The following is a 25,631-nucleotide window of genomic DNA, read 5'->3' as shown; positions in this document are numbered from 1 at the left end:
GTCAGCCCTTTTTCGATTTCGCCGGCGCTTTCGCCTTCGTTGCCTTCGGCTTGGCCGCCGTCATGGTGGTCTTGGCTTCGGCGGCCGCCGCCTTCGGCTTGGCCTTCGCCTTTGCCGTCTTGCCTGCAGGCGCCTTGCCGGCCTTTTCGGTGATCAGCGCGAGCGCTTCCTCGACGGTGATCGCCTGCGGGTCCTTGCCCTTCGGCAATGTCGCATTGACCTTGCCCCAATTGACGTAAGGTCCGTACTTGCCGTCGCGAACGGTGATGGGGCCGCCATCAGGATGATCGCCGAGCGTCTTCAGCGCCGCCGGTGTCCCGCGCGAACCCCGCCCCGGCGCCTGGTTCGCCTTTTCGGCGATAACAGTCACGGCACGGTTGAGGCCGACCGAGAACACGTCCTCGACGGTTTCCAGATTGGCATAGGAACCGTCATGCAGGAGGAACGGCCCGTAGCGACCGATGCCGGATGAGATCATCTTGCCCGTTTCGGGGTGTTTGCCGATATCGCGCGGCAGCGAGATCAATGCCATCGCCTTTTCATAGTCGATATCCTCGGGCTTCCATCCCTTCGGCAGCGAGGCGCGTTTGGCTTCCTTGCCGTCGCCGCGCTGTATATAGGGGCCGAAGCGGCCGGACCGCAGCGTCAGCTCCTCGCCGGTCGTCGGATCGGTGCCGAGGTTCTTCGGCTCGTTAAGGGCAGCACCGTCCGCCTCTCCGCCGTTTTCGGAGGAGAGCTGGCGGGTGTAGTTGCAATCCGGATAATTCGAGCAGCCGACGAAGGCGCCGTATTTGCCGAGCTTCAGCGACAGGTTGCCGGTGCTGCAGACCTGGCAGATCCGGGGATCGCTGCCATCCTCGCGCTTCGGGAAGACGAGCGGCGCCAGCGCCTCGTTCAGCGAATCGAGCACGTTGGTGACGCGCAGTTCCTTGGTGTCCTCGATCTGGGCGAAGAAATCCTTCCAGAAGTCGCGCAGCACCTGCTTCCAGTTCAGCTCGCCGGCGGAAATCCGGTCGAGCTTCTCTTCGAGATCGGCGGTGAAGTCGTATTCGACATATTTGGTGAAGAAGCTTTCGAGGAAAGCGGTCACCAGCCGGCCCTTGGCCTGCGGGATAAGCTTGCGCTTGTCGATCGTCACATAGTCGCGGTCGCGCAACGTCGCCAGCGTCGCGGCATAGGTGGAGGGGCGGCCGATGCCGAGTTCTTCCATCTTCTTGATCAGCGAGGCTTCCGAATAGCGCGGCGGCGGCTCGGTGAAATGCTGCGTCGAGTTGATCTTCTGCTTGGCGAGCGTCTCGCGTGCATTGATCTCCGGCAGGCGGCCATCCTCGTCGCCGTCGTCACTCTGCTCGCCGTCCTCCTTCTGGTCGGTATAGGCGGCGATGAAACCGTCGAAGCGGATGACCGAACCGACGGCGCGCAGCCCGGCCTTCTCGCCCTTGTTGTCGGCGGTGATTTCAGCCGTCGTGCGCTCGATTTCGGCCGACGCCATCTGGCTGGCGATGCCGCGCTTCCAGATCAGGTCGTAGAGGCGGATCTGATCGGCATCGAGGAATTTGCGCACGCGGTCGGGCGAGCGGTAGAAATCGGTCGGACGGATCGCCTCGTGCGCCTCCTGGGCGTTCTTGGCCTTGGTGGAATAGAAGCGCGCCTTCTCGGGCATATAGCGCTCGCCGAACTGGTCGACGATGGCGCGGCGCGCCGCATCGATCGCCTCGGGCGCCATCTGCACGCCGTCGGTTCGCATATAGGTGATGAGACCGACCGTCTCGCCGCCGATATCGACGCCTTCATAGAGCTTCTGGGCGATCTGCATGGTGCGCGAGGCGGAGAAGCCGAGATTGGAGGAGGCGGCCTGCTGCAGGGTCGAGGTCGTAAACGGCGGTCCGGGATTGCGCTTGACCGGTTTCGCTTCGACGGAGTCGACGATATAGCTTGCGCCTTCGAGCAATGCCTTGAGCTTGCCGGCATCCTCGCCGTTGCCGATCGCGCGCGGCTGCAGCCGTTTGCCATTCGCCGAAACCAGCCTGGCCTCGAACTCGTCGCCGCGCGGTGTCTTCAGAAGGGCCGAGATGTTCCAGTATTCTTCCGAAATGAAGCGTTCGATCTCGGATTCACGGTCGCAGACCAGACGAAGCGCCACCGACTGGACGCGGCCGGCCGACCGGGCGCCGGGCAGCTTGCGCCAGAGCACCGGCGAAAGATTGAAGCCGACCAGATAGTCGAGCGCGCGCCGCGCCAGATAGGCGTCGACGAGCGGCACGTCGATGTCGCGCGGATCGGCCATCGCGTCGAGCACCGCCTTCTTGGTGATGGCGTTGAAGACGACGCGTTTGACCGGCTTGCCGTTCAGCACGCGCTTCTTGTTCAGCATATCGAGAACGTGCCAGGAAATCGCTTCGCCTTCGCGATCCGGGTCGGTCGCGAGAAAAAGGCCGTCGGAGGATTTCACCGCATCGGCAATATCCTTCATCCGCTTTGCGGAGGCGCTATCGACCTCCCAAAGCATTTCGAAATCCTGATCAGGAAGAACTGAGCCGTCCTTGGCAGGCAGATCGCGCACATGGCCGAAGGAGGCGAGCACTTTGTATCCCGGACCCAGATACTTGTTGATCGTCTTGGCCTTGGCAGGCGATTCCACCACTACAACATTCATGATGATTCTCTAAAAAGGAAACGACGCCAGCGTTGAAGCCAGCGCGACACACACCGAAAGATGGATCCCGGCCCTCCGACATGGACAGGGAAATCGCCGCGGTCAAGGGGTTTGCTACAATTTTAGTTCTTGCATCCGGTGCAGCCGAAGGGAGTTTATCGGGGAAATGCAATCTTAGATAGGTTGTCGAAGGTTTTCGACACAGGGGGCGGCAATTCTGCGATATCGTGCAAAGTTCAATCGGAAAGCGAGACGAACCCGCCCTGATGCCGCTGCAGCCTGCCCGATATATCGAGTTCCAGAAGGATGAGATAGACCGCGGATGCCGACAGACCGGTATGGCGGATGACGTCGTCGATCTCGACCGGCGTCGGCCCGAGCGCATCGATGACGCGGGTTCGGTCGGGATCGCCGGGTGGCACCGAAATTGCCTTGCCCTCACGCGCCGGTTCCTCTGCCATCGATGACGGGAACAGGTCGAATTGCGCAAGCGGCGCCAAAGCCTCGACGACATCGACGGGGGCGGTGACGATCGATGCACCGTCCTTCAGCAGGCCGTTGGTGCCATGGCAGCGCGGATCGAGGGGGGAGCCGGGCACGGCAAACACCAGGCGACCGAACTCGCCGGCAAGCCGCGCCGTGATCAGCGAGCCCGAACGTGTCGCTGCTTCGATGACGACGAGGCCGAGCGCAATGCCGGCGATCAGCCGGTTCCGGCGCGGAAAGTCGCGGGCGCGGGGCTCCCAGCCGAAGGGCATCTCGCTGACCGCCAGGCCGTTGCCGCCGGTGATCTCTTCGAGCAAGCCGATATTCTCCGGCGGGTAGGGCTGGTCGAGACCCCCCGCAAGGGCGGCGATGGTGCCTGTCTCGAGGCTCGCACGGTGGGCTGATGTGTCGATGCCGCGCGCCAGCCCCGAGACCACGGTATAACCCGCCCTGCCGCAGTCGCGCGCCACCATCGCCGCGAATTTCGCGCCTGCGACCGAGGCGTTGCGTGAGCCGACAATGCCGACGGCCGGTCGTTTGGCGGCGGCAAGCGCGCCTTTGACGGCGAGAAGCGGCGGTGCGCCGTCGATCTGTTTCAGTGCCTGCGGATAGTCCGGCTCACCGATGCCCACGAAGCGGGCGCCGAAACGATGCGCTGCCTCCAGTTCCCGATGTGCTTCGGCCTCGCTGGCGATGCGGATTGCCCGCGTGGCGCCGCCGCGCGCCGAAAGCTCCGGCAATGCGGCAAGCGCTGCCTCGGCCGAACCGAAATGATTGATGAGGTCGCGAAAGGTGGCGGGGCCGATATTGTCGGAACGGATGAGGCGCAGCCAGGCAATTCTCTGCCGTTCGGTCAGCACGACGCCTTTTGGTCCCGCGCTCAGCGCATCCATTATCCCTTTGCCCCGATCTTGCTTTCCGTCCCGCCCATCAGCCGCGAGATATTCGCCTTGTGCTTCCAGTAGGAAATCAGGGTCATGATCGCCATCACTGCCGCAACCTTTTCGTTGCCCAGGATCCACAGCGCCACCGGGATGACAAGCATGGCGACCAGTGCCGACAGCGAGGAGTAGCGGGTGGTGAAGGCGACGGCCAGCCAGACGGCGGCGAAGAGCACGACCATGATCGGCGCGACGCCGAGCAGGGTGCCGATATAGGTGGCGACACCCTTGCCGCCCTTGAAGCCGATCCAGACCGGGAAGAGATGACCAATGAAGGCGAAGAAGCCGGCGATGATCGCCGCCTCCTCACCGAGGAAATAACCGACGACCCAGGCCGCCGCCGATGCCTTCAGCGCATCGAGCAGCAGCGTCGCCGCAGCGAGCTTGCGGTTTCCTGTTCTGAGCACATTGGTCGCGCCGATATTGCCGGAGCCGATGCTGCGCACGTCGCCGAGGCCGGCCGCACGCGTCAGGATCAGGCCGAAAGGAATGGAGCCGAAGAGATATCCGATGATGGCTGCGGCAAGCGCGATCGGCAGGGTGATCTGCCATGACATGAGATTGGATAACATATGCCCCCTCGGCCCTCCGTGGCCTATCCTCGGTCCAGCCGTCTCCTAAATTGCGTGGACAAGCTTTCCCGAGACGTATGTCGCGACCGCCCGTCCGCTGAAGCGCGCATCCTCGAACGGCGTATTCTTCGAACGGGAGAGAAGCATGTCTTTGGCGACAAGCCAAGGCTCATCGAGATCGATCAGCGCGATATCGGCCGCCGCACCCGGCTTCAGCGTGCCGGCGGCGAGGCCGAAAATCTCGGCGGGGCGGGTCGACATGGCGTCGATCAGGCGCATCAGGCTCACCTGGCCGCCATGGTAAAGCCTCAGCGCCGCCGCCAGCATGGTTTCGAGCCCGATCGCGCCGTCCTCCGCCTCGGCGAAGGGCAGGCGCTTCGTATCGACGTCCTGCGGGTCATGCGAGGAGACGATGATGTCGATCGCGCCGCTGGCAAGGGCCTCGACCATCGCCACCCGGTCGTCTTCCGGTCGCAGCGGCGGATAGAGCTTGAAGAAGGTGCGGTATTCGCCGATGTCGTTTTCGTTGAGCGCCAGATTGTTGATCGAGATGCCTGAGGTCACCTTGGCGCCGCGGCTGCGGGCGCGTTCAATCGCCTCGACCGATTGCGGCACCGAGATCATCGCGGCGTGATAACGTCCGCGCGTCAGCTCGGCGATCCTGAGATCGCGTTCGAGCGGGATGAGTTCGGCTTCCCTGGGAATGCCGGAGAGCCCGAGCCAGCTGGCGAAAAGCCCCTCATGCATGACGCCGTTGGCGCCGAGATATTTGTCACGCGTCTCGCAGGAAATGACGGCGCCGAATTCGCGCGCATAGGTCATGATCCGGCGCAGCACCTGCGTGTCGTGGACGCTGGAATGGGCATCGGTGAAGGCGACGGCGCCGGCCTGCATCAACAGGCCGATCTCGGTCATTTCCTCGCCGGCAAGGCCCTTGGTGATGGCGGCTGCCGGATAGACATTGACGGCGGCCGTATCCCGCGCCGTCTTCTTGACGAATTCGACGAGCGCGATGTCGTCGATGACGGGATCGGTGTCCGGCATCATGATGATCGAGGTGACGCCCCCGGCCGCCGCCGCCCGGCTCGCCGAGGCGATCGTCTCACGATGCTCGCCGCCGGGTTCGCCGATATGGACGCGCGCATCGACGAGGCCGGGCGTCGCCACAAGGCCCGTGCAGTCGCGGATGACGGCGCCATCAGGCGCGCCCTGATTCTGCGCCGCATGGCCGGCGGCGATGATCACGCCGTTTTTGGCGATGATCGTTCCGACTTCATCGAGGTTGCGCGAGGGATCGACGATGCGGACGTTCTTGAGGACGATCGGGTTGCTCATGCCATCATTCCATCGCTGCGGGGACCCTGGTTCTGCGAGACGAGCAGCGTCTCCATGACCGCCATGCGCACCGCCACCCCCATCTCCACCTGTTCGGCGATCACACTCTGCGGCCCGTCCGCCACCTCGGACGCGATCTCGACGCCGCGGTTCATCGGGCCGGGATGCATGACCAGCGCATCCTCCTTGGCGGCTTTCAGCGTTTCGGCGTCGAGTCCGTAGAAGTGATAATATTCGCGCACCGAAGGCACGAAGGCGCCGGACATGCGCTCGCGCTGCAGCCGCAGCATCATCACGACGTCGGCGTCCTTCAACCCTTCCTTCATCGAATGGAAGACCTCGACGCCCATCTCGGCGATGCCGGCAGGCAGGAGGGTTGCAGGTGCGACGACACGGACGCGGGCGCCCATCGCGTTGAGCAATAGGATGTTGGAGCGCGCCACCCGCGAATGCAGCACGTCGCCGCAGATTGCCACGATGATGCGCGACAGCTTGCCCTTGGCGCGACGGATCGTCAGCGCGTCGAGCAGCGCCTGGGTCGGATGTTCGTGCTGCCCGTCGCCGGCATTGACGACCGAGCAGGAGACCTTCTGGGCGAGAAGGGCGGCGGCACCTGCGCTCGAATGGCGGATCACCAGCACGTCGGGGCGCATGGCATTCAGCGTCATCGCCGTGTCGATCAGCGTTTCGCCTTTCTTCACCGAGGAATTGCCGACCGACATGTTCATGACGTCGGCCCCGAGCCTCTTACCGGCAAGCTCGAAGGAGGCCTGTGTGCGGGTCGATGCCTCGAAGAAGAGATTGATCTGCGTCAGCCCGCGCAGCGTCGACGTCTTCTTTTCTCTCTGGCGGCTGATCTTGACGGCCTCATCCGCCTTGTCGAGAAGATAGGTGATATCCTGCTCGGTGAGGCCCTTGATGCCGATGAGGTGGCGGTGGGGGAAAAAGACCATGACCTTGCCTCTTGCTGTCTCTGGCGGGTCTATAAAGAGTGCTGCCCGCCGGGGCAAGCATGCGCTGTGGGCAAAGGCTTATGTCCCCATGCATTTTCGCCCGAATTCCGATAGAGCAGAATGAACCGAATCATAACTTCCGGTTTCCCTTTGCCGGGTTCTTACACTAGAAGCGAATTATGACCTCCGCCAACCGGACTGACGACAAACTCGCAGAACTCAACCAGCCGAGCCTGTGGTCCGGCATCAACGCCTATCGATCCGATCCGCTGATCGTCGACCTGACGGCGGCCCTCCCGCGCGGCATCCGCGAAGACCTGGAAAATATGGGCCGCTACGTCACCTCGCCGGAGGCGCAGGAACTGGCGCGCATGGCCAACCAGGGCGCGCCGCAGCTGCGCACCCATGGTCCGCGCGGTGAGCGCCTCGACGTCGTCGAGTTCCATCCCGCCTGGCACGCGCTGATGCGCCGCTCCATGTCGGTCGGGCTGCATTCCTCCGTCTGGGACCCGCAGGCCGATACCGAGGCCAAGGATGAGGCGCACAAGGTTCGCGCCGCGCGGTTTTATCTGACGTCACAGCTGGAATCCGGCCATCTCTGCCCGCTGACGATGACCAGCGCCTCGGTTGCGGCTCTGTCGGCTTCGCCCGCTGTCCAAAAGGACTGGGCGCCAAAGATCCTCTCGCGCAAATATGATTCGTCGAACAAGCCCGCCATGCAGAAATCCGCCGTGACCATCGGCATGGGCATGACGGAAAAGCAGGGCGGCACGGATGTGCGCGCCAACAGGACCGCTGCCGAAAAGGTCAGCGAGGGTATCTACCGGCTGTCCGGCCACAAATGGTTCATGTCCGCGCCGATGAGCGATGCCTTCATCATGCTGGCGCAGACGAAGGAGGGCATGGGTTGCTTTCTCGTGCCGCGCCTTCTGGAAGATGGTTCCGCCAACGGGTTGCAGTTCCAGCGGTTGAAGGACAAGGTCGGCAACCGCTCCAACGCCTCTTCCGAGGTCGAGTTTACAGACACATTCGGTTTCCTGCTCGGCGGTCCGGATGCCGGCATCCGCACCATCCTCGACATGGTGACGCTGACCAGGCTCGACTGTGCGCTGGCCTCATCGGGCATCATGCGCGCCTCGCTTGCCGAAGCCGTGCATCACACCCGCGGCCGCAGCGTCTTCGGCAAGATGCTGGTCAACCAGCCGATCATGACGCGCGTGCTCGCCGACATGGCGCTCGATGTCGCCGCCGCGACGGCGCTGTCCTTCCGTCTTGCCGACGCCTTCGACAAGGCGCGCGGCAATGCCGAGGAGGCGGCCTATGCCCGCGTCATGACGCCGGTCGCCAAATACTGGTGCTGCAAGATCGCGCCGGCGCTGATCTACGAGGCGATGGAATGCATCGGCGGCAACGGCTACATCGAAGATCGCCCGATCGCCCGCCATTACCGCGAGGCGCCCGTCAACGCCATCTGGGAAGGCTCCGGCAACGTCATGGCGCTTGACGTGCTGCGTGTGCTCAACCGTGGCAAGGATCTGTTCGAAACCGTCTTCGCCGGCCTTGCCCGCGATCTCGGCCCTGCCGGCAAGAAGACGATCGACGTGTTGCGCGCCGCAATCGCGCTGTGTGAACAGGACGAGGGCGCCGCGCGCCTGCTTGTCGAGCAACTGGCGCTGGCTGCCGGTGCCGCCGAACTCTATCGGCTGGGCGCCGGGCGCATTGCCGATGCCTTCATCGAGACGCGCCTTGCCGGCGGCTGGCGCTCCACCTACGGCATGCTCGATTCCCGTTTCGACGCCAGCTACATCGTCGACTTGCTCTATCCGCCGGCGGCCTGATCGCAACCGGGGATGATGGTCGCTCTTCGCCGGCGTCGAGCCGAGCGATAGTGAAGCGCTCTATGCCGTCTCGCTTGCGGTACACAGTGGCAAAGTGCCGCCCATTTCTACTCCCCACGCTATCGCCATAAACGAAAATCCGGCCGCGTCGCCGCGGCCGGATTTCAGTGTTTACGTCCGAAAATCAGCGTTCAGAAGAAGCCACGGCGCTGCCACCAGCCGGCTTTCTTCGGCTTGCCGTCATCGCCGTCGCCATTTTCGACGCGGGTGGTGGATTTCACCGTCGGCTCGGAGGAAGAGATATTGGATTCGCGGTTGGCGCGAACCGGCTTTGCCTCTTCCTGGACTGATGTTTCGAGATCGGCGGAGGCTTCCACCAACTCCGGCTCTGCCTCGACCACAGGTGCGGTCTCCGCCACCGGTTCCTCGACCGGCGCTGCCGCCGGTTTGCGGCGGCCGCGGCTGCGGGCGGGCTTCACATCTTCGGTGATGACCACTGCGCTCTCGACGGCTGCCATCGCGGGTTGAGCTTCGTCAGCCTGCTCGGCAATCGCCTCGATCGCTACGGCTTCACCAGGAGCGCCGTCGTTCGAAACGTCGTCACCTTCGTCCTCGTCGCCGCCATTGTCTTCACCGGCTTCGCCGGCCGCCAGCTCGGAGCCATCCTCGGCGCGATTGCGGCGACCGCCACGCTTGCCGCGACGGCGGCGCTTGCGGCGCTGCGATTCCTCGCTTTCAGCGCGCGTCTCGGGTGTGGCTTCGGTGTTTTCATCACCTTCGCCGCCCTCGTCGTCGCCATCCTCATCCTCGTCACCGGCTTCGCCTGCTGCCGATACCGGCTGCTCGGCATTGCCGTTGCGGCCGCGGCGGCGCCTGCGGCGCTTGCGCTTGCGGTTACCGTCACCTTCGCCTTCCGAGCGCGCTGCTGCGGGGCGTTCGGCAGCGGCCGGCTTTTCCTCGAGTTCTTCGTCTTCCTCTTCATCCACTTCGATGACGATATCGTCGTCGTCATCCTCGGGAATGGCTGCGAAGTTGAAGAGTGTTTCGATCTTGACCGGGTTTTCCACGGCTTCGCCGCGATCGATCGCGAAATGCTGCGCACCGACCGAACCATCCGCATCGATGACGATCGCGACGCCGAAACGGCTTTCGTAATCGATGATCGTCTGGCGCTTGTGGTTGAGCAAATAGAGCGCGATGTCAGGAGTGGTGCGCACGGTGATGTTGTGCGTGGTGTTCTTCAGCAGATATTCCTCGATGCCGCGCAGCACATGCAGCGCGACGGAGGACTGCGAACGCACATGGCCGGTGCCGCCGCAATGCGAGCACACCTGCGTGGTCGATTCGAGAACCGAAGCGCGGATGCGCTGGCGCGACATTTCGAGCAGGCCGAAATGCGAGATCCGGCCGACCTGGATGCGGGCGCGGTCGTTCTTCAGGCATTCCTTCAGCTTCTTCTCGACGGCGCGGTTGTTGCGCTTTTCTTCCATGTCGATGAAGTCGATGACGATCAGGCCGGCAAGGTCGCGCAGGCGAAGCTGGCGGGCGATTTCTTCCGCGGCTTCGAGGTTCGTCTGCAGCGCGGTATCTTCGATTGAGTGTTCGCGCGTCGAGCGGCCGGAGTTGACGTCGATCGAAACCAGCGCTTCCGTCTGGTTCATGATCAGGTAGCCGCCGGAACGCAGGGTCACCTGCGGCTGCAGCATGCGGTCGAGCTGGGCTTCGATGCCTGAGCGCGAGAAGATCGGGTGGATGTCGCGATAGGGCTGAACCACCTTGGCGTGGCTCGGCATCAGCATCTTCATGAAGTCTTTCGCTTCACGATAGCCTTCTTCGCCGGCAACGATGATCTCGCTGATGTCCTTGTTATAGAGGTCGCGGATCGAGCGCTTGATCAGCGAGCCTTCCTCATAGACGAGGCAGGGAGCGGTGGACGCCAGCGTCAGCGTGCGTACGTTCTCCCACAGGCGCATCAGATATTCGAAGTCGCGCTTGACCTCGACCTTGGTGCGGTTGGCGCCGGCGGTGCGAAGAATGACGCCCATGCCCTGCGGTACCTCGAGCATGCGCGCGATTTCCTTCAGGCGCTTGCGGTCGGCAGGGTTGGTGATCTTGCGGGAAATGCCGCCACCGCGCGCCGTGTTCGGCATCAAGACGGAATAGCGGCCGGCGAGCGAGAGATAGGTGGTAAGGGCTGCACCCTTGTTGCCGCGCTCTTCCTTGGCGACCTGCACGAGCAGGATCTGGCGGCGCTTGATGACTTCCTGGATGCGGTACTGCTTGCGCGGCTTGCGCTGCACGCGGTCCGGCACTTCTTCCATCGCGTCTTCGGCGCCGACGGATTCAATGACTTCCTCTTCGCCGTGATCGTCATCGTCGTCATCATCATCGTGGCGACGCTTGTTGGTATCGACGTCCTCGGAAATCTCGTCGGTTTCCACCATGGCGGCCATCGCGCCGCCGGTCGAGCCGTCATCCTCGTTGTCGACGGTCGAAGCGCCTTCGGCTTCGACGTCTGTGGGAACGGCGTCCTCGGTCGCGGTCGTTTCGGCGACCGGTTCGGTCACCTTCTTGCGGCTGCGGCGCGGCCTTGCCTTCTTGGCCGGCGCTTCGTCTGCGGCCTTGGGCGATGCCGCGGCCTCTGCCGCTGTCGTCTCTTCCGTTACGGCAGCCGCTTCTGGCGCCTTTGCCGGAACGATGCCGACATCCGGCTGATCCTGCTTGGAAAGATCGACCATCGGCGCGGTTTCGACATGCTCGACATCTTCGTCGCGGCGATGCTCCTCGGCTTCGGCACGAAGCAGCGCCTGACGATCGGCAAGCGGTATCTGGTAATAGTCGGGATGGATTTCGGCGAAGGCCAGGAAGCCGTGCCGGTTGCCGCCGTAATCGACGAAGGCGGCTTGCAGCGAGGGCTCGACCCTCGTTACCTTTGCAAGATAGATGTTGCCGCGGATCTGCTTCTTGTGCTGGGACTCGAAGTCAAATTCTTCTATGCGGTTCCCGCGAACGACAACGACGCGCGTCTCTTCCTCGTGAGACGCATCGATAAGCATTTTGTCTGCCATGTAAGCTGTGCTCCTCGGCGTGGCCGCGAGAGCGCATTCCCGACTGCTGTTGAAACAGAAAGAATGCGGTCCACTGTAGCCGCGCCGGATAATGAAAGTCGCGCCTGATGCGAGGGGGAGGGCAGCAGCCAGACAGCAGCCGGAACCATTTCGGTCCGGGGCCTGTACACTTCAGATAAAACCTGCTGCGAAACCATCAACAACCAAGCGTGATCGACAAATACGAAGACCCGTTCGGGTCCGATGAGTTTGCTCCCTGAGAGCGTGGTGGCTGATCCACCAATGAATTCCGACAATAAGCCGGAAAATCAGGATCCAGTTCTAGGGATGAAGCGCATGAGACGGCGGACGATGACCGATGTGGCGCCAGGTCCTGATCTGGCTGGCAGCCTTTGCGGCGACTCTATCCCGTCAACACTTTACCCTGAAATTCGTTGTATGTTTTCTGTGTCACAATAGCAAGGGAAAAGCCAAATGTGCCATAATATTGATGGATTTCGTAACGCATAGAAGCTGGGGATAAAGTGATCGCGATTCGGCAGGCTAACGGGTGTTTCGTCACAGGGACGTTCGCTGCAGCCGCGTCGGGTTCATGGCAATTCAAATAGGGTGTGGCGGTTTATTGTATAAGAGGGCTCGGATCGCGGCGAAATCCGCAGCGCGGCGATCGACATTCGCAAGGCGGGTTCTGACGGCAACGCTTCTGGCCGCCAGCCTCCTGGCCGTTGCCGGCTCCGTCGAAGCCGGAGATCCGCTGCTTGCTTATGGTGCGCGCATCGTCGGCGACGACGCCAGGACCCGCATCGTCATCGACTTCGATCGCGAACCGCGCTTCTCCGTCCACTATATCGCCAATCCGGAACGCATCGTCGTCGACCTGCCGGCCACCGCCTTCGGCTTTCCGGCGAAGGATCTTGCCGCCCGCGGCCTGTTCAAGGACATCCGTTACGGCAAGATGGACGAGGAAAGCGCCCGCATCGTGCTGACGACGGCAAGGCCGGTGAAGCTGGCGCTCGCCAAAGTGCAGGCCGACGAGGCAGGCAAGGGGCATCGCCTCGTGCTCGATGCCGAGATGATCGACAAGCAGGCCTTTGCCGAGCTGGTGAAGACCCAATCCTGGAACGATCAAACTGAGGCGGACCAGACGACCAGCGCCATTCCGGCACCTGAGAAAGCCGCTCCCGGCGATTTCGTCATCGCCGTCGATGCCGGCCATGGCGGCATCGATACCGGCGCGATCGGCGTCGACACCAAGACCGAGGAAAAGCAGGTAACGCTCGCCTTCGCCAAGGCGCTGACCGACCGGCTGAACAAGGAACCGGGCATCAAGGCTTTCCTGACGCGCGAGGATGACGAGTTCCTGTCGCTTTCGCAGCGCGTGCTGATCGCCCGCCAGAACCATGCCGGCCTGTTCATTTCCCTGCATGCCGACACGCTGAAGCAGAAAGATATCCGCGGCGCGACCGTCTACACGATCTCCGACAAGGCATCCGACAAGCTCGCTGCCGACCTTGCCGATCGTGAAAACCTTTCCGACCAGATCGCCGGCAAGGAGACGGTCGCCGAGCCGCCCGAGGTCGCAGACATCCTGCTCGATCTGACCCGGCGCGAGACCCAGGCCTTTTCGATCTCGCTGGCCGAGAGCGTGCTGAATTCCTTCAAGGATCAGGTTGGCACCATCAACAATCCACACCGTCACGCCGGCTTTCGCGTGCTGCAGGCCCCTGACGTGCCGTCGATCCTTCTCGAGCTCGGCTTCCTCTCGAATGCCGATGACGAGAAACTGCTGCTCGACGAGACCTGGCGCGACAAGATCGCCGGTCTCTTGACCGACGCAGTGAAGCGATACCGCGCCGCCGTCATGGCGAATGGCGGCTAATCAATGCCACGCAAAGAGCTGTAGCGGGTTGTGGCATGGCGATATGCATAAAAAACAACGACTTAAAGCGCGTCACATGAATCAAGTTCTGAGCAAGATGCCTCAGATTGGCGGCGGCGACGGCGTTGCTTGGATGTGACAGTTCTAATGAAACGCTGCTGCAGCGGTGAATGCGGCGGGCAGAGCCCTATTTTGCTCACATTCGCGCCGTTACTCCGGCTTATGTTTCGTAGGCCTGAGGCGCGGAATCGGCTTGTGGCGGTAACGCTCATGGAGTAAGCCGCGCAACGTGCAAATTGCCTTGATCCATGCAATCGTTGCGTCTGCGCCGATTGAAGATCGAAAAGACCGGTAGCTGAAATATGGTTAGACTTTTTGGATATTTCTTCGGAATGGCCTGCGTCCTGTTTCTGGTCGCGGCGGCGGGTGTTGCCATCTATATCACCAATGTCGCCAGGGATCTGCCGGACTATGCCGTTCTGAACAGCTACGCGCCGCCGGTGACCACCCGCGTTCATGCCGGCAACGGCGCCCTGATGGCCGAATACGCCAAGGAAAAGCGTCTTTTCCTGCCGATCCAGGCCATTCCCGACCGCGTGAAGGCCGCTTTCCTGTCGGCCGAAGATAAGAATTTCTACAATCACCCGGGCGTCGATCTTACCGGTCTCGGCCGCGCAATCCTCGTCAACCTGCAGAATTTCGGCTCCGGCCGCCGTCCGGTCGGCGCCTCCACCATTACCCAGCAGGTCGCCAAGAACTTCCTTTTGAGCTCGGACCAGACGATCGACCGCAAGATCAAGGAAGCGATCCTCTCCTTCCGCATCGAGCAGGCCTACAGCAAGGACAAGATCCTCGAACTCTACCTGAACGAGATTTTCTTCGGCCTGAATTCCTACGGCATCGCCGGCGCAGCACTCACCTATTTCAACAAATCCGTCACCGAACTGACCGTCGCCGAGGCAGCTTACCTGGCCTCGCTGCCGAAGGGGCCCGCCAATTATCATCCTTTCCGCCACCCGGAAGCTGCGCTCGAGCGCCGCAACTGGGTGATCGACCGCATGGTCGAGAACGGCTATGTCAGCCAGAGCGACGGTGAGGAAGCCAAGAAGCAGCCGCTCGGCGTCACCGCCCGCACGACCGGCCCGTCGCTCTTTGCATCGGATTATTTCGCCGAAGCCGTGCGTCGCCAGCTGATCGACCAATATGGCGAAAAGGTTCTCTATGAGGGTGGCCTTTCAGTGCGCACGTCGCTCGATCCGCAGATGCAGCTCGCTGCCCGCAAGGCGCTGCAGGACGGTCTGGTCACCTATGACGAGCGCCGAGGTTTCCACGGCCCCCTCAAGCAGATCGATGCGAGCGGTGACTGGGGCAAGGCGCTTGCCGATATCCCCGCACTGTCCGACGTGCCGGAATGGCGGCTTGCCGTCGTGCTCGCCGTGTCCGACAGCAATGTCGACATCGGCCTGCAGCCGGCCAAGGATGGAAGCGGCAAGGTCGCGGCCGAGCGTCAACGCGGCACGATCGATGCCAAGAACATGCAGTGGGCCTTCCGTTCGGCCGACGGCGCCCGCAAGACCGCGAAGTCGCCGGTCGGCGTCCTGGCCCCCGGCGACGTCGTTTATGTCGCAAAGCTCGGCGACGACGCCTCGACCTCCTACCGCCTGCAGCAGCCGCCGAAGGTGCAGGGCGGCCTGGTCGCCATGGACCCGAAGACCGGCCGCGTGCTGGCCATGGTCGGCGGCTTCTCCTACTCGCAGTCCGAATTCAACCGCGCCACCCAGGCGATGCGCCAGCCGGGCTCCTCGTTCAAGCCCTTCGTCTATGCGGCGGCGATGGACAATGGTTATACGCCGGCCTCCGTCATCATGGATGCGCCGATCGAGATCGTGTCGGGCGGCCAGGTCTGGAAGCCGGAAAACTACGGCGGCGAAGTCGGCGGGCCCTCGACGCTGCGCTCGGGCATCGAGCATTCGCGCAATCTGATGACGGTGCGCCTCGCCAATGATCTCGGCATGAACATCGTCGCCGAATATGCAGAGCGCTTCGGCATCTACGATCACATGCTGCCGGTTCTCTCCATGTCGCTCGGCGCCGGCGACACGACGGTGCTGCGCATGGTCTCGGCCTATTCGGTCATCGCCAATGGCGGCAAGCAGATCAAGCCGACATTGATCGACCGTATTCAGGACCGCTATGGCAAGACGATCTTCAAGCATGAGGAGCGTCTGTGCGAGGGCTGCAATGCCGGTGACTGGCAGAACCAGGAAGAGCCGAATGTCGTCGACAATCGCGAAACCGTTCTCGACCCGATGACCGCCTACCAGATCACCTCGATGATGCAGGGCGTCATCCAGCGCGGCACCGCCGCCGGCAAGATCGACCTCGGCGGCCGCGACGTCGCCGGCAAGACCGGCACCACCAACGACGAGAAGGATGCCTGGTTCGTCGGCTTCACGCCGGATCTGGTTGCCGGCCTCTATATGGGCTTCGATACGCCGGCCCCGCTCGGCCGCGGCGGCACCGGCGGCGGTCTCTCCGCCCCGATCTTCAACGAATTCATGCAGGCCGCCGTCAAGGATACGCCGGAATCCAAATTCGTCATCCCGCCCGGCATGAACCTGATCCCGATCGACCGCAAGACCGGCATGGCTGCCGCGGACGGCGATCCGAACACCATTGTCGAGGCTTTCAAGCCCGGCACCGGCCCGGCCGACAGCTTCTCCGTCATCGGCATGGACAGCACCATGGCGCCGGAGGAGATCCTGAAGACCTCGCCGCAGGCCAACCAAGCCGTCCAGACCGGAACGCCCGGCCTGTTCTGACCGTCGCCGAATTTTGGAACGCTTGCCGCGGCCCTTTACATCCGCGGCGGGCGTCTCTAGAGCATTTCCAGCAAAAGTGCGCAGCGGTTTTGCGTCCGGAATTGCGTGAAACAAAGACGTAAACCAGCACTTGAAGAGACCGAGCAGAGAAGCGGAAAATGCGAGCGGAAATCGAAAACGTAGTCGATGAAACCAAGCAGGCTATCACCCTGCTGAGGAGGCATCTTTGACTGGGACCAGGCGATAAGACGACTGGACTGGTTGAACAACAAGGCAGAGGATCCGAACCTCTGGAACGATGCACAGGAAGCGCAGAAGCTGATGCGCGAGCGCCAGCAGCTCGATGACGGCATCAACGGCGTCAAGCAGCTCGAACAGCAGCTGAACGACAATATCGAGCTGATCGAGCTTGGCGAGGAAGAGGGCGACCAGGGCGTCGTCAAGGAAGCCGAGGACACGCTGAAGGCCTTAAAGGCCGAGGCCGCCCGCCGCCAGGTGGAGGCGATGCTCTCCGGCGAAGCCGATAGCAATGACACCTATCTCGAAGTCCATTCCGGCGCCGGCGGTACCGAAAGCCAGGACTGGGCCAACATGCTGTTGCGCATGTACACCCGCTGGGCCGAACGCCAGCGTTTCAAGGTCGAGCTTCTCGAAGTCCATGACGGCGAAGAAGCGGGCATCAAATCCGCGACCCTGCTCGTCAAGGGCCACAATGCCTATGGCTGGCTGAAGACGGAATCGGGCGTGCACCGGCTGGTGCGCATCTCGCCTTACGACAGCAATGCGCGCCGCCACACCTCATTCTCGTCGATCTGGGTCTATCCGGTTGTCGACGACTCGATCCAGATCGAGATCAACGAAAGCGACTGCCGCATCGATACCTATCGTTCGTCGGGCGCCGGCGGCCAGCACGTCAACACCACCGACTCGGCCGTGCGCATCACGCATATCCCGACCGGTATCGTCGTGCAGTGCCAGCAGGAGCGTTCGCAGCACAAGAACCGCGCCAAGGCGTGGGACATGCTGCGTGCCCGCATGTACGAAGCGGAACTGAAGAAGCGTGAGGACGCCGCCAACGCCGAAGCCGCCTCCAAGACGGATATCGGCTGGGGCCACCAGATTCGCTCCTACGTGCTGCAGCCCTACCAGTTGGTGAAGGACCTGCGCACCGGCGTCGTCAGCAGCGCCCCGGACGATGTGCTCGACGGTGATCTGAACGAGTTCATGGAAGCAGCCCTTGCCCACCGCATCAGCGGCGCCGCCGACGCGGTCGTCGAGGATGTCGACTGATAGGGTACAGCAGAATCGAGACACGAAAGCCCCGGAGACGGGGCTTTTCTTTTGCTCAGACCATGGCGCTGACGTCGCTGTCTTGAAACAGCGCGGCCGACAGATCGGCAATCTCGTCATGAATGGCGGCGCGCTCGATGCCCGGGGGATCGGTAAAAAGTTCTGCCGCGAAGGCGAGGCCGAGCGCCGTGCCCTCCGGCACGAAGACATAATGTCCAAGGCCGCCGCCGAAGATCTTAAGAGCGCTGTGCCGCAGCCGCGCATGCAGCCATGACGAACATTCCTCCGCCGGTGCCGCCCTGTCGGCATCGCCGACCAGGATGAGGGCGGGCGCATTGACAGCCTTCAGGCTTTCCTCGCTGAAACAGAGAACGGACCGGCCCGGCGCGCAGACGAGCGCGGCCTTGATTCTCTCGTCCCGGTAGGACTGCGACACGCGCGACCATGAATCGCGAAACACCTCGCTGGTGCGCAGCAATGTCGGGATATGGTCGGCAAGGTCGGGAAATTCCCTTGGTCCGCGCGCACCATCCGGCTTCATCCTGGACGGTTCGAACTGCGAGAACTGGGCGATAGCGCCAAGCAGCAGCATCACGCTATAGGCTCCGGCCGAAAATCCGGCCGCAAACACGCGGGCCGTTTCGATATGGCCCGACAGATTGCCGAGCCAGTCATCGCTGTGGTCGAGCATGTAGCTGAGGTCGGGTGCCCGCTCCCAAAGGCAGGCAAAACCTTCGGCGCGATAGGGCTCGATACCGGTATTGCCGTGATGGCTGACGCCGAGCGCTGCAAATCCGCGATCGACCAGGCGTCGCGCCAGCCACTCCAGTCCGGCCGCGGATCCGCCGGTGCCGTGCGACAGAAGGACGAGGGGGTAGGGCCGGGCCGCCGGCCGGATGGGCGCATCGCGGGCAACAGTCGCCTTCTGAAACCAGCTTCTTTCCGTTATATCGCTTTCCCGGGCGTCATCGGCAGCCGGGTACCAGAGCGACCAGTTGATCGGCCTGGGGCCGGCTGCGTCCCAATTCGACCTCTTCTTGTCGTAGAGGATGCCCTCGCGATAGCCCAGTTTCATCGCCCAGATGTCTCTCCGAACAATTCCCAGCCGTTCAATTCGTCGCCTTCTCCACGGTGATGTCGCCGAATTCGTCGATCAGCACGGTCCAGCTATCCGGCTCGGCGGCGGGATCGGTCTTCAGATAGATCGTGGCAAACAGCCCCGGCTCCTTGATGATGCCGTTCGAATTCTCCGGGCGTATATCGGTAACGTAAGGCTTCAGGTCGCTGATTTCCTGCAGTTCGATGGTCGAGGCGATCGCCGGGCCGGTCTCTGTCTGGGCAATCTGCTGCAGGTAGACCTTCGAGGTCCTGTCGGCCTGGCGGACGGCAAAGAGCTTGTAGTAGCCGTGGCGCTGGGTGGCCTTTCCCTCGGGGTTGGCGACGCTCTCGGCACCCATCGGCGCCCGCTCGACATCAGGTGCGTTGCCGTCATCCTCCCAATAGCCGGTGCTGGTCGCGAAAATCACCGATGCCGGCAGGATGGCATCCTGCGCCGGGGCGGCTGCGACCGACCATCCCAATAGGAAAATGGTGGTCGTCAATATCCCTCGCATGGCCATCGTCTCAATCCTTGAACTGCTCGGCGAGAATACGGTCGGACCAGGAGCGGTCGGGATCGGAGAGGATGCGCGCCGTCATATGCTCCGACTGGGCGATTCGGATATGCAGCACCGACTTGACCTCGGTATTGTCGGCCACGGCGTTCACCGGCCGCTTCTCCGGCTCGAGAATGTCGATATCGACGGTCACTTTGTTCGGAAGCAGCGCGCCCCTCCAGCGCCGCGGCCTGAACGCGCTGACCGGCGTCATCGCGAGCAGCGGCGCTTCGAGCGGCAGGATCGGGCCATGGGCGGAAAGATTATAGGCCGTCGATCCGGCCGGTGTCGCCACCATCAGCCCGTCGCAGATGAGTTCCTCCAGGCGGACGCGCCCATCTATCATGACCCGCAGATTCGCCGCCTGATAGGACTGGCGAAAAAGATAGACCTCGTTGATGGCCAGCGCCGTCGAGTTGGTGCCGTCGGCATTGGCCGTCGTCATCTGCAATGGCCGGAAGACGTTTTCGACGGCGAGGCAGATGCGTTCCTGAAGCTGTTCGGTGCGATAATCGTTCATCAGGAATCCGACCGAACCGCGATTCATGCCGTAAACCAGTTTGCCGGAGTTCATGGTGTGGTGCAGCGTCTGCAGCATGAAACCGTCGCCGCCAAGCGCGACGATGACGTCGGCTTCGTCAGCCGGCACGTCACCATAGAGGCGAATCAGCTCCTCGCGAGCGGCAAGCGCCTCCGTCGTTGGTGAGGCGAGAAAGGATAGCGTCTGAAATGAACGGCCCATGCAATGCCCTTTATGATGCTGTCCTAGCTAAAGGATAAAGGCCTTGTACGACAAGGACGTTTTCTGCCGCGAAGCGTTTTGAGCCGCAGCCGACCTGTTCGCGCAGGCACGGATTTCCCTTTACAGAATCATAGAATCTGCTAGTTGGGCAATTATTGCCCTTGTAGCTCAGTTGGTAGAGCACCTGATTTGTAATCAGGGGGTCCCGGGTTCGAACCCTGGCGGGGGCACCAGCCTACGCTCTGTGAGCTTCGGCTCGGCGAGCTGAAGAAAGCTGCTAAGCGAAGGCGCCGCCTTCGCAGGCCATAACCTCGGTTCGACGCTGCTTTGTTCGATCGCACCCAGCAGATTTTTTTAATAGCCCGCATCGCTCGATGAACCGCGCGTGAAGGGCTGCTTCAGCGCCAATTCAGCCGCGCCCGACTATCTTCGCCTCATTATCAATGAGGAAACAGCCATGAGGCTCGCACATCTCTTTCTCGCCGCAACCATTTCAGTCGGTGGGGCTTTCGCGTCCGTCGCACCGGCGGCCGCCATGCCGGTCGAGCGGCCGGCAGTGTCGGCACAGGGCGATATCGTTCAAATTCGTGATGGCTGGCGACGTGATCGCGACCGTGACGATGGTGACGACCGTGGCTGGCGTGACGACCGTGGCTGGCGCGACGAGCGCGATTGGCGCCGCTCCGATTGGCGCGATGATCGCCGTCATTGGCGGCGGTGGCGTGCCGAGCGTTGGCAGGAACGCCGCGAGTGGCGCGATCGTGATCGCGGCATGCCTTTCTGGCTCTACCGCAGCTGAAGATAAAGGCCCGGATCATTCGGGCCTTTATTTTAATGCGCGATAGGTTCATTGACGCTCGCCTCGATCCTGTCGCCATTGCCGGTCTCTCCGGCGCCCGATGGCGACATCATCGCGATGCTGAGCACGGAGACGACCATGAAGGCGACGACGGCGATCATTATGCGCATGAGCGTTCAATCCTCGTTCGATTCCGGGATTAACGCGTAAGCGCCCTCCGCGTTCCGGCCGGGATTATTGCACCGGTCCCGGCGTCGCGGGGCCGGGCGCCGTCGGCGACAGGGGATCGGGCTGGTGGATGGGATGCGAGGTGTCCACCCAGATGATGCTGAGAATAATCACGACGAAGACCGCGACGAAGAGGATACCGAAAATCAGCGGTCGAATGGCCATGATGGGAATCGTTCCTTCTTGCTTCTGACCGGTCGCGCCAACCGGTCATCGCCCGATCATAGTGTTCCGGAAGGTCTTTCCAAGGCAAAAGTGGATTTCTCCGGCATCGGCCAGGCGTTGCACGGGTCTTGCCGGCATCCGTTTCCCATCTGTCGCGCCGGATCGAACCATGTCAGAGATACCGAAGCATTTCAGAGGCGGACTGTGATGAAGCGGACGATCAAGACATCGACTATCCTTGCGGCACTGATTTCCTTGGCCGGAGCGTCCGAAAGCCCGGCACCGTTCGACAGGCCGATAAAAGTGGACGTCGTCGCGCTGCCGAAGGACGAACTCAATCCTGATGCAAAGCCGAAGATCACCTGCAGCCGTTATCCCGCCTTCATGGTCAAGGAAGTCGATCTCGGCGAGGTCGGAGCCGAAAAGCTGGCGCTGCTTGCCGCCGATGCGCCCTGTGAGCGCGCCGACGAACGCGAGCGGGTGATCGAGGACGATATAGCCGGTTATCTCATGGGCGTCAGCGGCGGTTTCGTCTTCTTCCGGGCAGCGGACGGGTGGAACGGCGGACTGCCTTTCGTCGTCTACGATGCGGCGACGGGCGAGCGGCTACTCGACGATTCGTTTGAGGGCGACAATTTTGCCGCGATAAGGAGCGGGAAGGGGGAGCTGACCCTCGACTTCCGCCGCGTCTACACGGCGTCCTGCTCGCTCTATCTCGATGGTGCTGCCTGCGCAAAGGCGATCGCCGCCGACACCGGGCTGCCGCTGAAGCAGCTGCCGGATTGTGCCTCAGCCTACAAGGCGGAAATCAAACGCAGCCCCGGCCACGCTGGTGAAATCGAGAAGCTGCCGAGCGTGATCGTCTATCCCGTCGAGGTGGCCTATGTGGCGGGCGATACACTGCGCCGACCGCTGGACGGACCTGCCAGCTGCCAGACGCCGAGCTGAGCAGGAGCGCGGCGTCCGAGCAGGCCAGCCTATGCCTTCAGGTGGAGACGCGCCGCATAAAGCGCGATCGCTGCGGCATTCGAGACGTTGAGCGATTTGATCGCGCCCGGCATATCGAGGCGGGCAAGTGCGTTGACAGTTTCCCGCGTCTTCTGCCGAAGTCCCTTGCCTTCGGAGCCGAGCACCAGCGCCACCTTCTCGCCAGAGAAGGTGCCTTCGAGCGGCGCCGGCCCTTCCGAATCAAGGCCGATGGTGGAGAAACCGAGCTTGTGCAATTCGCCGAGCGCATCCGCGAGATTGGTGACCTGTATATAAGGTATCAGCTCCAGCGCGCCGGAGGCGGACTTGGCGAGCACGCCTGACTCGGTCGGGCTATGTCTCTGGGTGGTGATAACGGCGCCGGCATTGAAGGCGACGGCTGAACGCATGATCGCGCCGACATTGTGCGGATCGGTCACCTGATCGAGGACGAGCAGGAGAGGGCTGTCCTTCAGCGCTTCGAGTCGGCGTACCGGAAGCGGCCGTGTTTCCAGCATGACGCCCTGATGGATCGCTTCCGGGCCGAGCACCTTATCGATCTCCTGCGGCGAGACGATTTCGAAGGGAATGCCGAGCGTTTCGACGTCGACTTCGAGCCGCGCCAGCGCATTCTGCGTCACGAACAGCTTGATCTTCTTGCGCTCGGGATTGTCGAGGGCGGCGCGCACCGTATGCAGGCCGTAAAGATGCACCTGATCGGGGGCAAGAGCCGGCGGCTTCCAGTCCTCGGCCCCGCGCCTGCGCTTCTGCGGCTGAGGTGTCGGAATCTCGCCGCGTTCGCGCTTGGCGTCCCGGTGGGCGCGCCGCAGATTGGCGTAATGCGTATCCTTGGCGGATGGGTCTGTCGCGGACTTGCCGCCGGATTTGTTGTCTTTGCTCATGCGGCTTTATAGCTATGGCGCTCGCCGCCGCATAGGCTTTCTTTCATATGCCGGCTTTCGGCGGCGAATGAAATTTTTCGTGTTTTTTCCGTTGTCATCGTGTTGACAGACTGAAATGCTCCGGTCATATACGCGGCGCAGACGACGGGCGGCAACGCTTCGAAGTCTGACGAACTTGGTCTAGCGATCCGGACGAAAACTGGAGAGATGCCCGAGTGGTTAAAGGGGACGGACTGTAAATCCGTTGGCTCAGCCTACGTTGGTTCAAATCCAACTCTCTCCACCATTCGTCATCGGATCGGACCACCCCGCGGGTATAGCTCAATGGTAGAGCAGCAGCCTTCCAAGCTGAATACGCGGGTTCGATTCCCGCTACCCGCTCCAGTTTCCCTGAAGCCAGTTCATACGACCGCCGCCGCGGTAGTTTTTGGGTGTTTCCGCGCTGGCGATGAATTCCACGATGGCGGCCATCGCCTGACGGGCGAGGGGCGGTCGGCGCCGACCGCCTGAGCTTCGTCCCCCAGTCGTCCATGCGATTTTCTCTGAGATTTCAGGGATTTTCGAGGGCACTTCGGCGAATCGCCTTGCAGGCGGCGAATTGTCTCCCATATGCGCTGTCAGGCCAAGAATGGCGTCTGCAATTAAGTCTTGCGCAATGTCGCCGAAAGCCTTAAACGGCGGCACTAAACCGGTTCGCCGGGGCCCACCATTTCGTTCACAGGAAGCATTCAAATGGCAAAGAGTAAGTTTGAGCGCAACAAGCCGCACGTCAACATCGGCACGATCGGCCACGTTGACCACGGCAAGACGTCTCTGACGGCAGCGATCACGAAGTACTTCGGTGAGTTCAAGGCGTACGACCAGATCGACGCGGCTCCGGAAGAAAAGGCTCGTGGCATCACCATTTCGACGGCACACGTCGAATATGAGACGCCGGCCCGCCACTACGCGCACGTCGACTGCCCCGGCCACGCCGACTACGTCAAGAACATGATCACCGGTGCTGCCCAGATGGACGGCGCGATCCTGGTGTGCTCGGCCGCTGACGGCCCGATGCCGCAGACGCGCGAACACATCCTTCTGGCCCGCCAGGTCGGCGTTCCGGCGATCGTGGTGTTCCTGAACAAGGTCGACCAGGTTGACGACGCCGAGCTTCTCGAACTGGTCGAGCTCGAAGTTCGCGAACTGCTGTCGTCCTACGACTTCCCGGGCGACGATATCCCGGTCGTCAAGGGTTCGGCGCTTGCTGCTCTCGAAGATTCGGACAAGAAGATCGGCGAAGACGCGATCCGCGAGCTGATGGCTGCGGTTGACGCCTACATCCCGACGCCTGAGCGCCCGATCGACCAGCCGTTCCTGATGCCGATCGAAGACGTGTTCTCGATCTCCGGCCGCGGCACGGTTGTGACCGGCCGTGTCGAGCGTGGCATCGTCAAGGTTGGCGAAGAAGTAGAGATCGTCGGCATCCGTCCGACCTCGAAGACGACGGTGACCGGCGTTGAAATGTTCCGCAAGCTGCTCGATCAGGGCCAGGCTGGCGACAACATCGGCGCGCTGATCCGCGGTGTGAACCGTGACGGCGTCGAGCGTGGCCAGATTCTCTGCAAGCCGGGTTCTGTCAAGCCGCACAAGAAGTTCATGGCGGAAGCCTACATCCTGACGAAGGAAGAGGGTGGCCGTCATACGCCGTTCTTCACCAACTACCGTCCGCAGTTCTACTTCCGCACAACCGACGTGACGGGCATTGTGACGCTGCCGGAAGGCACGGAGATGGTTATGCCGGGCGACAACGTCACGGTTGCCGTCGAGCTGATCGTTCCGATCGCGATGGAAGAAAAGCTGCGCTTCGCCATCCGCGAAGGCGGCCGCACCGTCGGCGCCGGCATCGTCGCTTCGATCGTCGAGTAACTTTCGAGTTATCCGCAATTATGAAGACCCCGCTGGAAACAGCGGGGTTTTTCATTTTCATGGCTTCCGGTAGGTTTAACAGGTGTTGTAAAAATATCGTTAAATTGGCCTGTCACAGTATTTTGTTCATCTCACATTCAGAAACCGGTTTGTGGATGGCCCATTTTAGTCCAGACTCCTTCTTGCAAAGAGGAGAGCCCGGATGATTCCAAAGGCCACATTCGCTGCGACGATATTCGCTATGTATGTTTTCACGATGTTTTTCATCGCTGCAATTCCGCAAGAGGTTGTTCAGGCAGCCGGAGTGCAGGTCAACGAGATAAGCGTCGTCAAGTGACGACGTTGGAGTTAAGCGTCGTCAAGTGACGACGCTGGAGGTAAGTGTCGTCAAGTGACGACCCTTGCAGAGCATCGCAGCCTTCTGCG

General features: G+C 62.1%; 20 protein-coding genes and 3 tRNA genes. 11 read left to right on the top strand and 12 right to left on the bottom strand.

Annotated elements, in window-relative coordinates:
- Position 1: 1 nt before the first annotated feature.
- The 5 genes from topA to FHT69_RS09830 all read right to left on the bottom strand — a co-directional run bounded on the left by topA (position 2) and on the right by FHT69_RS09830 (position 6,943).
- Positions 2 to 2,656, bottom strand: a complete 2,655-nt coding sequence (topA, locus tag FHT69_RS09850) for a type I DNA topoisomerase (protein WP_183905277.1) — start codon at positions 2,654 to 2,656, stop codon at positions 2 to 4.
- Positions 2,657 to 2,892: 236 nt separating this feature from the next.
- Entirely contained in the window at positions 2,893 to 4,035 is a 1,143-nt protein-coding gene (dprA, locus tag FHT69_RS09845) for a DNA-processing protein DprA (RefSeq protein ID WP_097543039.1), read from the bottom strand.
- A complete protein-coding gene (gene plsY / locus FHT69_RS09840) occupies positions 4,035 to 4,655 on the bottom strand; it encodes a glycerol-3-phosphate 1-O-acyltransferase PlsY (protein ID WP_047616572.1) in 621 nt (206 codons plus the stop codon). Before plsY ends, dprA begins: the two co-directional genes overlap by 1 nt.
- 45 nt (positions 4,656 to 4,700) lie before the next feature.
- A complete protein-coding gene (locus FHT69_RS09835) occupies positions 4,701 to 5,990 on the bottom strand; it encodes a dihydroorotase (RefSeq protein WP_047616575.1) in 1,290 nt (429 codons plus the stop codon).
- Positions 5,987 to 6,943, bottom strand: a complete 957-nt coding sequence (locus FHT69_RS09830; protein WP_007626148.1) for an aspartate carbamoyltransferase catalytic subunit — start codon at positions 6,941 to 6,943, stop codon at positions 5,987 to 5,989. Before FHT69_RS09830 ends, FHT69_RS09835 begins: the two co-directional genes overlap by 4 nt.
- A gap of 179 nt (positions 6,944 to 7,122) precedes the next feature.
- Between FHT69_RS09830 and FHT69_RS09825 the strand changes: the two genes are divergently transcribed.
- A complete protein-coding gene (locus tag FHT69_RS09825) occupies positions 7,123 to 8,781 on the top strand; it encodes an acyl-CoA dehydrogenase family protein (protein ID WP_047616579.1) in 1,659 nt (552 codons plus the stop codon).
- A gap of 191 nt (positions 8,782 to 8,972) precedes the next feature.
- Here FHT69_RS09825 and FHT69_RS09820 read toward each other — a convergent pair whose 3' ends face one another.
- Positions 8,973 to 11,849: a ribonuclease E/G gene (locus tag FHT69_RS09820; protein ID WP_183905276.1), complete on the bottom strand. Its 2,877-nt coding sequence runs from the start codon at positions 11,847 to 11,849 to the stop codon at positions 8,973 to 8,975.
- Positions 11,850 to 12,471: 622 nt separating this feature from the next.
- Between FHT69_RS09820 and FHT69_RS09815 the strand changes: the two genes are divergently transcribed.
- The 3 genes from FHT69_RS09815 (at position 12,472) to prfB (ending at position 17,840) form a co-directional block, all read left to right on the top strand.
- Positions 12,472 to 13,728 (top strand): N-acetylmuramoyl-L-alanine amidase, encoded by a 1,257-nt coding sequence (locus FHT69_RS09815; protein ID WP_183905275.1) that lies wholly within the window; start codon positions 12,472 to 12,474, stop codon positions 13,726 to 13,728.
- 362 nt (positions 13,729 to 14,090) lie between these two features.
- Positions 14,091 to 16,550 carry a penicillin-binding protein 1A gene (locus FHT69_RS09810; RefSeq protein WP_047616584.1) on the top strand — a complete coding sequence of 820 codons (2,460 nt, stop codon included), beginning with the start codon at positions 14,091 to 14,093 and terminating at the stop codon, positions 16,548 to 16,550.
- 158 nt (positions 16,551 to 16,708) lie between these two features.
- A protein-coding gene (prfB, locus tag FHT69_RS09805) for a peptide chain release factor 2 (protein WP_183905274.1) occupies positions 16,709 to 17,840 on the top strand; the annotation gives its coding sequence in 2 pieces (ribosomal slippage) (positions 16,709 to 16,777 and positions 16,779 to 17,840; 1,131 coding nt in all).
- Between the two features lie 55 nt (positions 17,841 to 17,895).
- On the opposite strand, the gene FHT69_RS09800 is transcribed toward prfB, so the two are convergent.
- Genes FHT69_RS09800 through FHT69_RS09790 form a run of 3 tightly spaced genes read right to left on the bottom strand, consistent with a single transcriptional unit; the run spans position 17,896 to position 20,237 of the window.
- A complete protein-coding gene (locus FHT69_RS09800) occupies positions 17,896 to 18,915 on the bottom strand; it encodes an alpha/beta hydrolase family protein (RefSeq protein WP_097631701.1) in 1,020 nt (339 codons plus the stop codon).
- Between the two features lie 34 nt (positions 18,916 to 18,949).
- Entirely contained in the window at positions 18,950 to 19,459 is a 510-nt protein-coding gene (locus FHT69_RS09795; RefSeq protein ID WP_047616589.1) for a hypothetical protein, read from the bottom strand.
- 4 nt (positions 19,460 to 19,463) lie between these two features.
- Positions 19,464 to 20,237 (bottom strand): NAD kinase, encoded by a 774-nt coding sequence (locus tag FHT69_RS09790; RefSeq protein WP_047616590.1) that lies wholly within the window; start codon positions 20,235 to 20,237, stop codon positions 19,464 to 19,466.
- A 157-nt stretch (positions 20,238 to 20,394) separates the two neighbouring features.
- Between FHT69_RS09790 and FHT69_RS09785 the strand changes: the two genes are divergently transcribed.
- Together FHT69_RS09785 and FHT69_RS09780 are read left to right on the top strand one after the other, a co-directional pair.
- Positions 20,395 to 20,470: transfer RNA gene (locus FHT69_RS09785), tRNA-Thr, on the top strand.
- A gap of 152 nt (positions 20,471 to 20,622) precedes the next feature.
- Complete coding sequence (locus tag FHT69_RS09780) at positions 20,623 to 21,036, top strand: hypothetical protein (protein ID WP_174824454.1); 414 nt, start codon at positions 20,623 to 20,625, stop codon at positions 21,034 to 21,036.
- Positions 21,037 to 21,068: 32 nt separating this feature from the next.
- Here FHT69_RS09780 and FHT69_RS09775 read toward each other — a convergent pair whose 3' ends face one another.
- Complete coding sequence (locus FHT69_RS09775; protein ID WP_164735934.1) at positions 21,069 to 21,206, bottom strand: hypothetical protein; 138 nt, start codon at positions 21,204 to 21,206, stop codon at positions 21,069 to 21,071.
- A 64-nt stretch (positions 21,207 to 21,270) separates the two neighbouring features.
- A complete protein-coding gene (locus tag FHT69_RS09770) occupies positions 21,271 to 21,429 on the bottom strand; it encodes a hypothetical protein (RefSeq protein WP_164735933.1) in 159 nt (52 codons plus the stop codon).
- A gap of 207 nt (positions 21,430 to 21,636) precedes the next feature.
- On the opposite strand from FHT69_RS09770, the gene FHT69_RS09765 reads away from it, so the two are divergent.
- On the top strand, positions 21,637 to 22,377 hold the full coding sequence (locus FHT69_RS09765; RefSeq protein ID WP_063474328.1) for a hypothetical protein: 741 nt from the start codon (positions 21,637 to 21,639) through the stop codon (positions 22,375 to 22,377).
- Positions 22,378 to 22,406: 29 nt separating this feature from the next.
- Here the strand turns inward: FHT69_RS09765 and rlmB are convergent, their stop codons facing one another.
- Complete coding sequence (gene rlmB / locus FHT69_RS09760) at positions 22,407 to 23,297, bottom strand: 23S rRNA (guanosine(2251)-2'-O)-methyltransferase RlmB (RefSeq protein WP_047616594.1); 891 nt, start codon at positions 23,295 to 23,297, stop codon at positions 22,407 to 22,409.
- Positions 23,298 to 23,498: 201 nt separating this feature from the next.
- Between rlmB and FHT69_RS09755 the strand changes: the two genes are divergently transcribed.
- From FHT69_RS09755 to FHT69_RS34530, 4 genes are all read left to right on the top strand, one after another.
- Positions 23,499 to 23,583 (top strand) — tRNA-Tyr (locus FHT69_RS09755).
- A gap of 24 nt (positions 23,584 to 23,607) precedes the next feature.
- Positions 23,608 to 23,681: transfer RNA gene (locus tag FHT69_RS09750), tRNA-Gly, on the top strand.
- Between the two features lie 348 nt (positions 23,682 to 24,029).
- The gene (gene tuf / locus FHT69_RS09745; RefSeq protein WP_028757605.1) at positions 24,030 to 25,205 is read left to right on the top strand and encodes an elongation factor Tu; all 1,176 of its coding nucleotides are present in this window, start codon (positions 24,030 to 24,032) and stop codon (positions 25,203 to 25,205) included.
- Positions 25,206 to 25,407: 202 nt separating this feature from the next.
- Entirely contained in the window at positions 25,408 to 25,542 is a 135-nt protein-coding gene (locus FHT69_RS34530) for a hypothetical protein (RefSeq protein WP_010069473.1), read from the top strand.
- Positions 25,543 to 25,631 lie beyond the last annotated feature (89 nt).

Source organism: Rhizobium sp. BK008, assembly GCF_014197345.1.
In the GTDB taxonomy this organism is placed as follows: domain Bacteria; phylum Pseudomonadota; class Alphaproteobacteria; order Rhizobiales; family Rhizobiaceae; genus Rhizobium; species Rhizobium anhuiense.
This window is presented reverse-complemented; position numbering and strand designations above follow the sequence as displayed.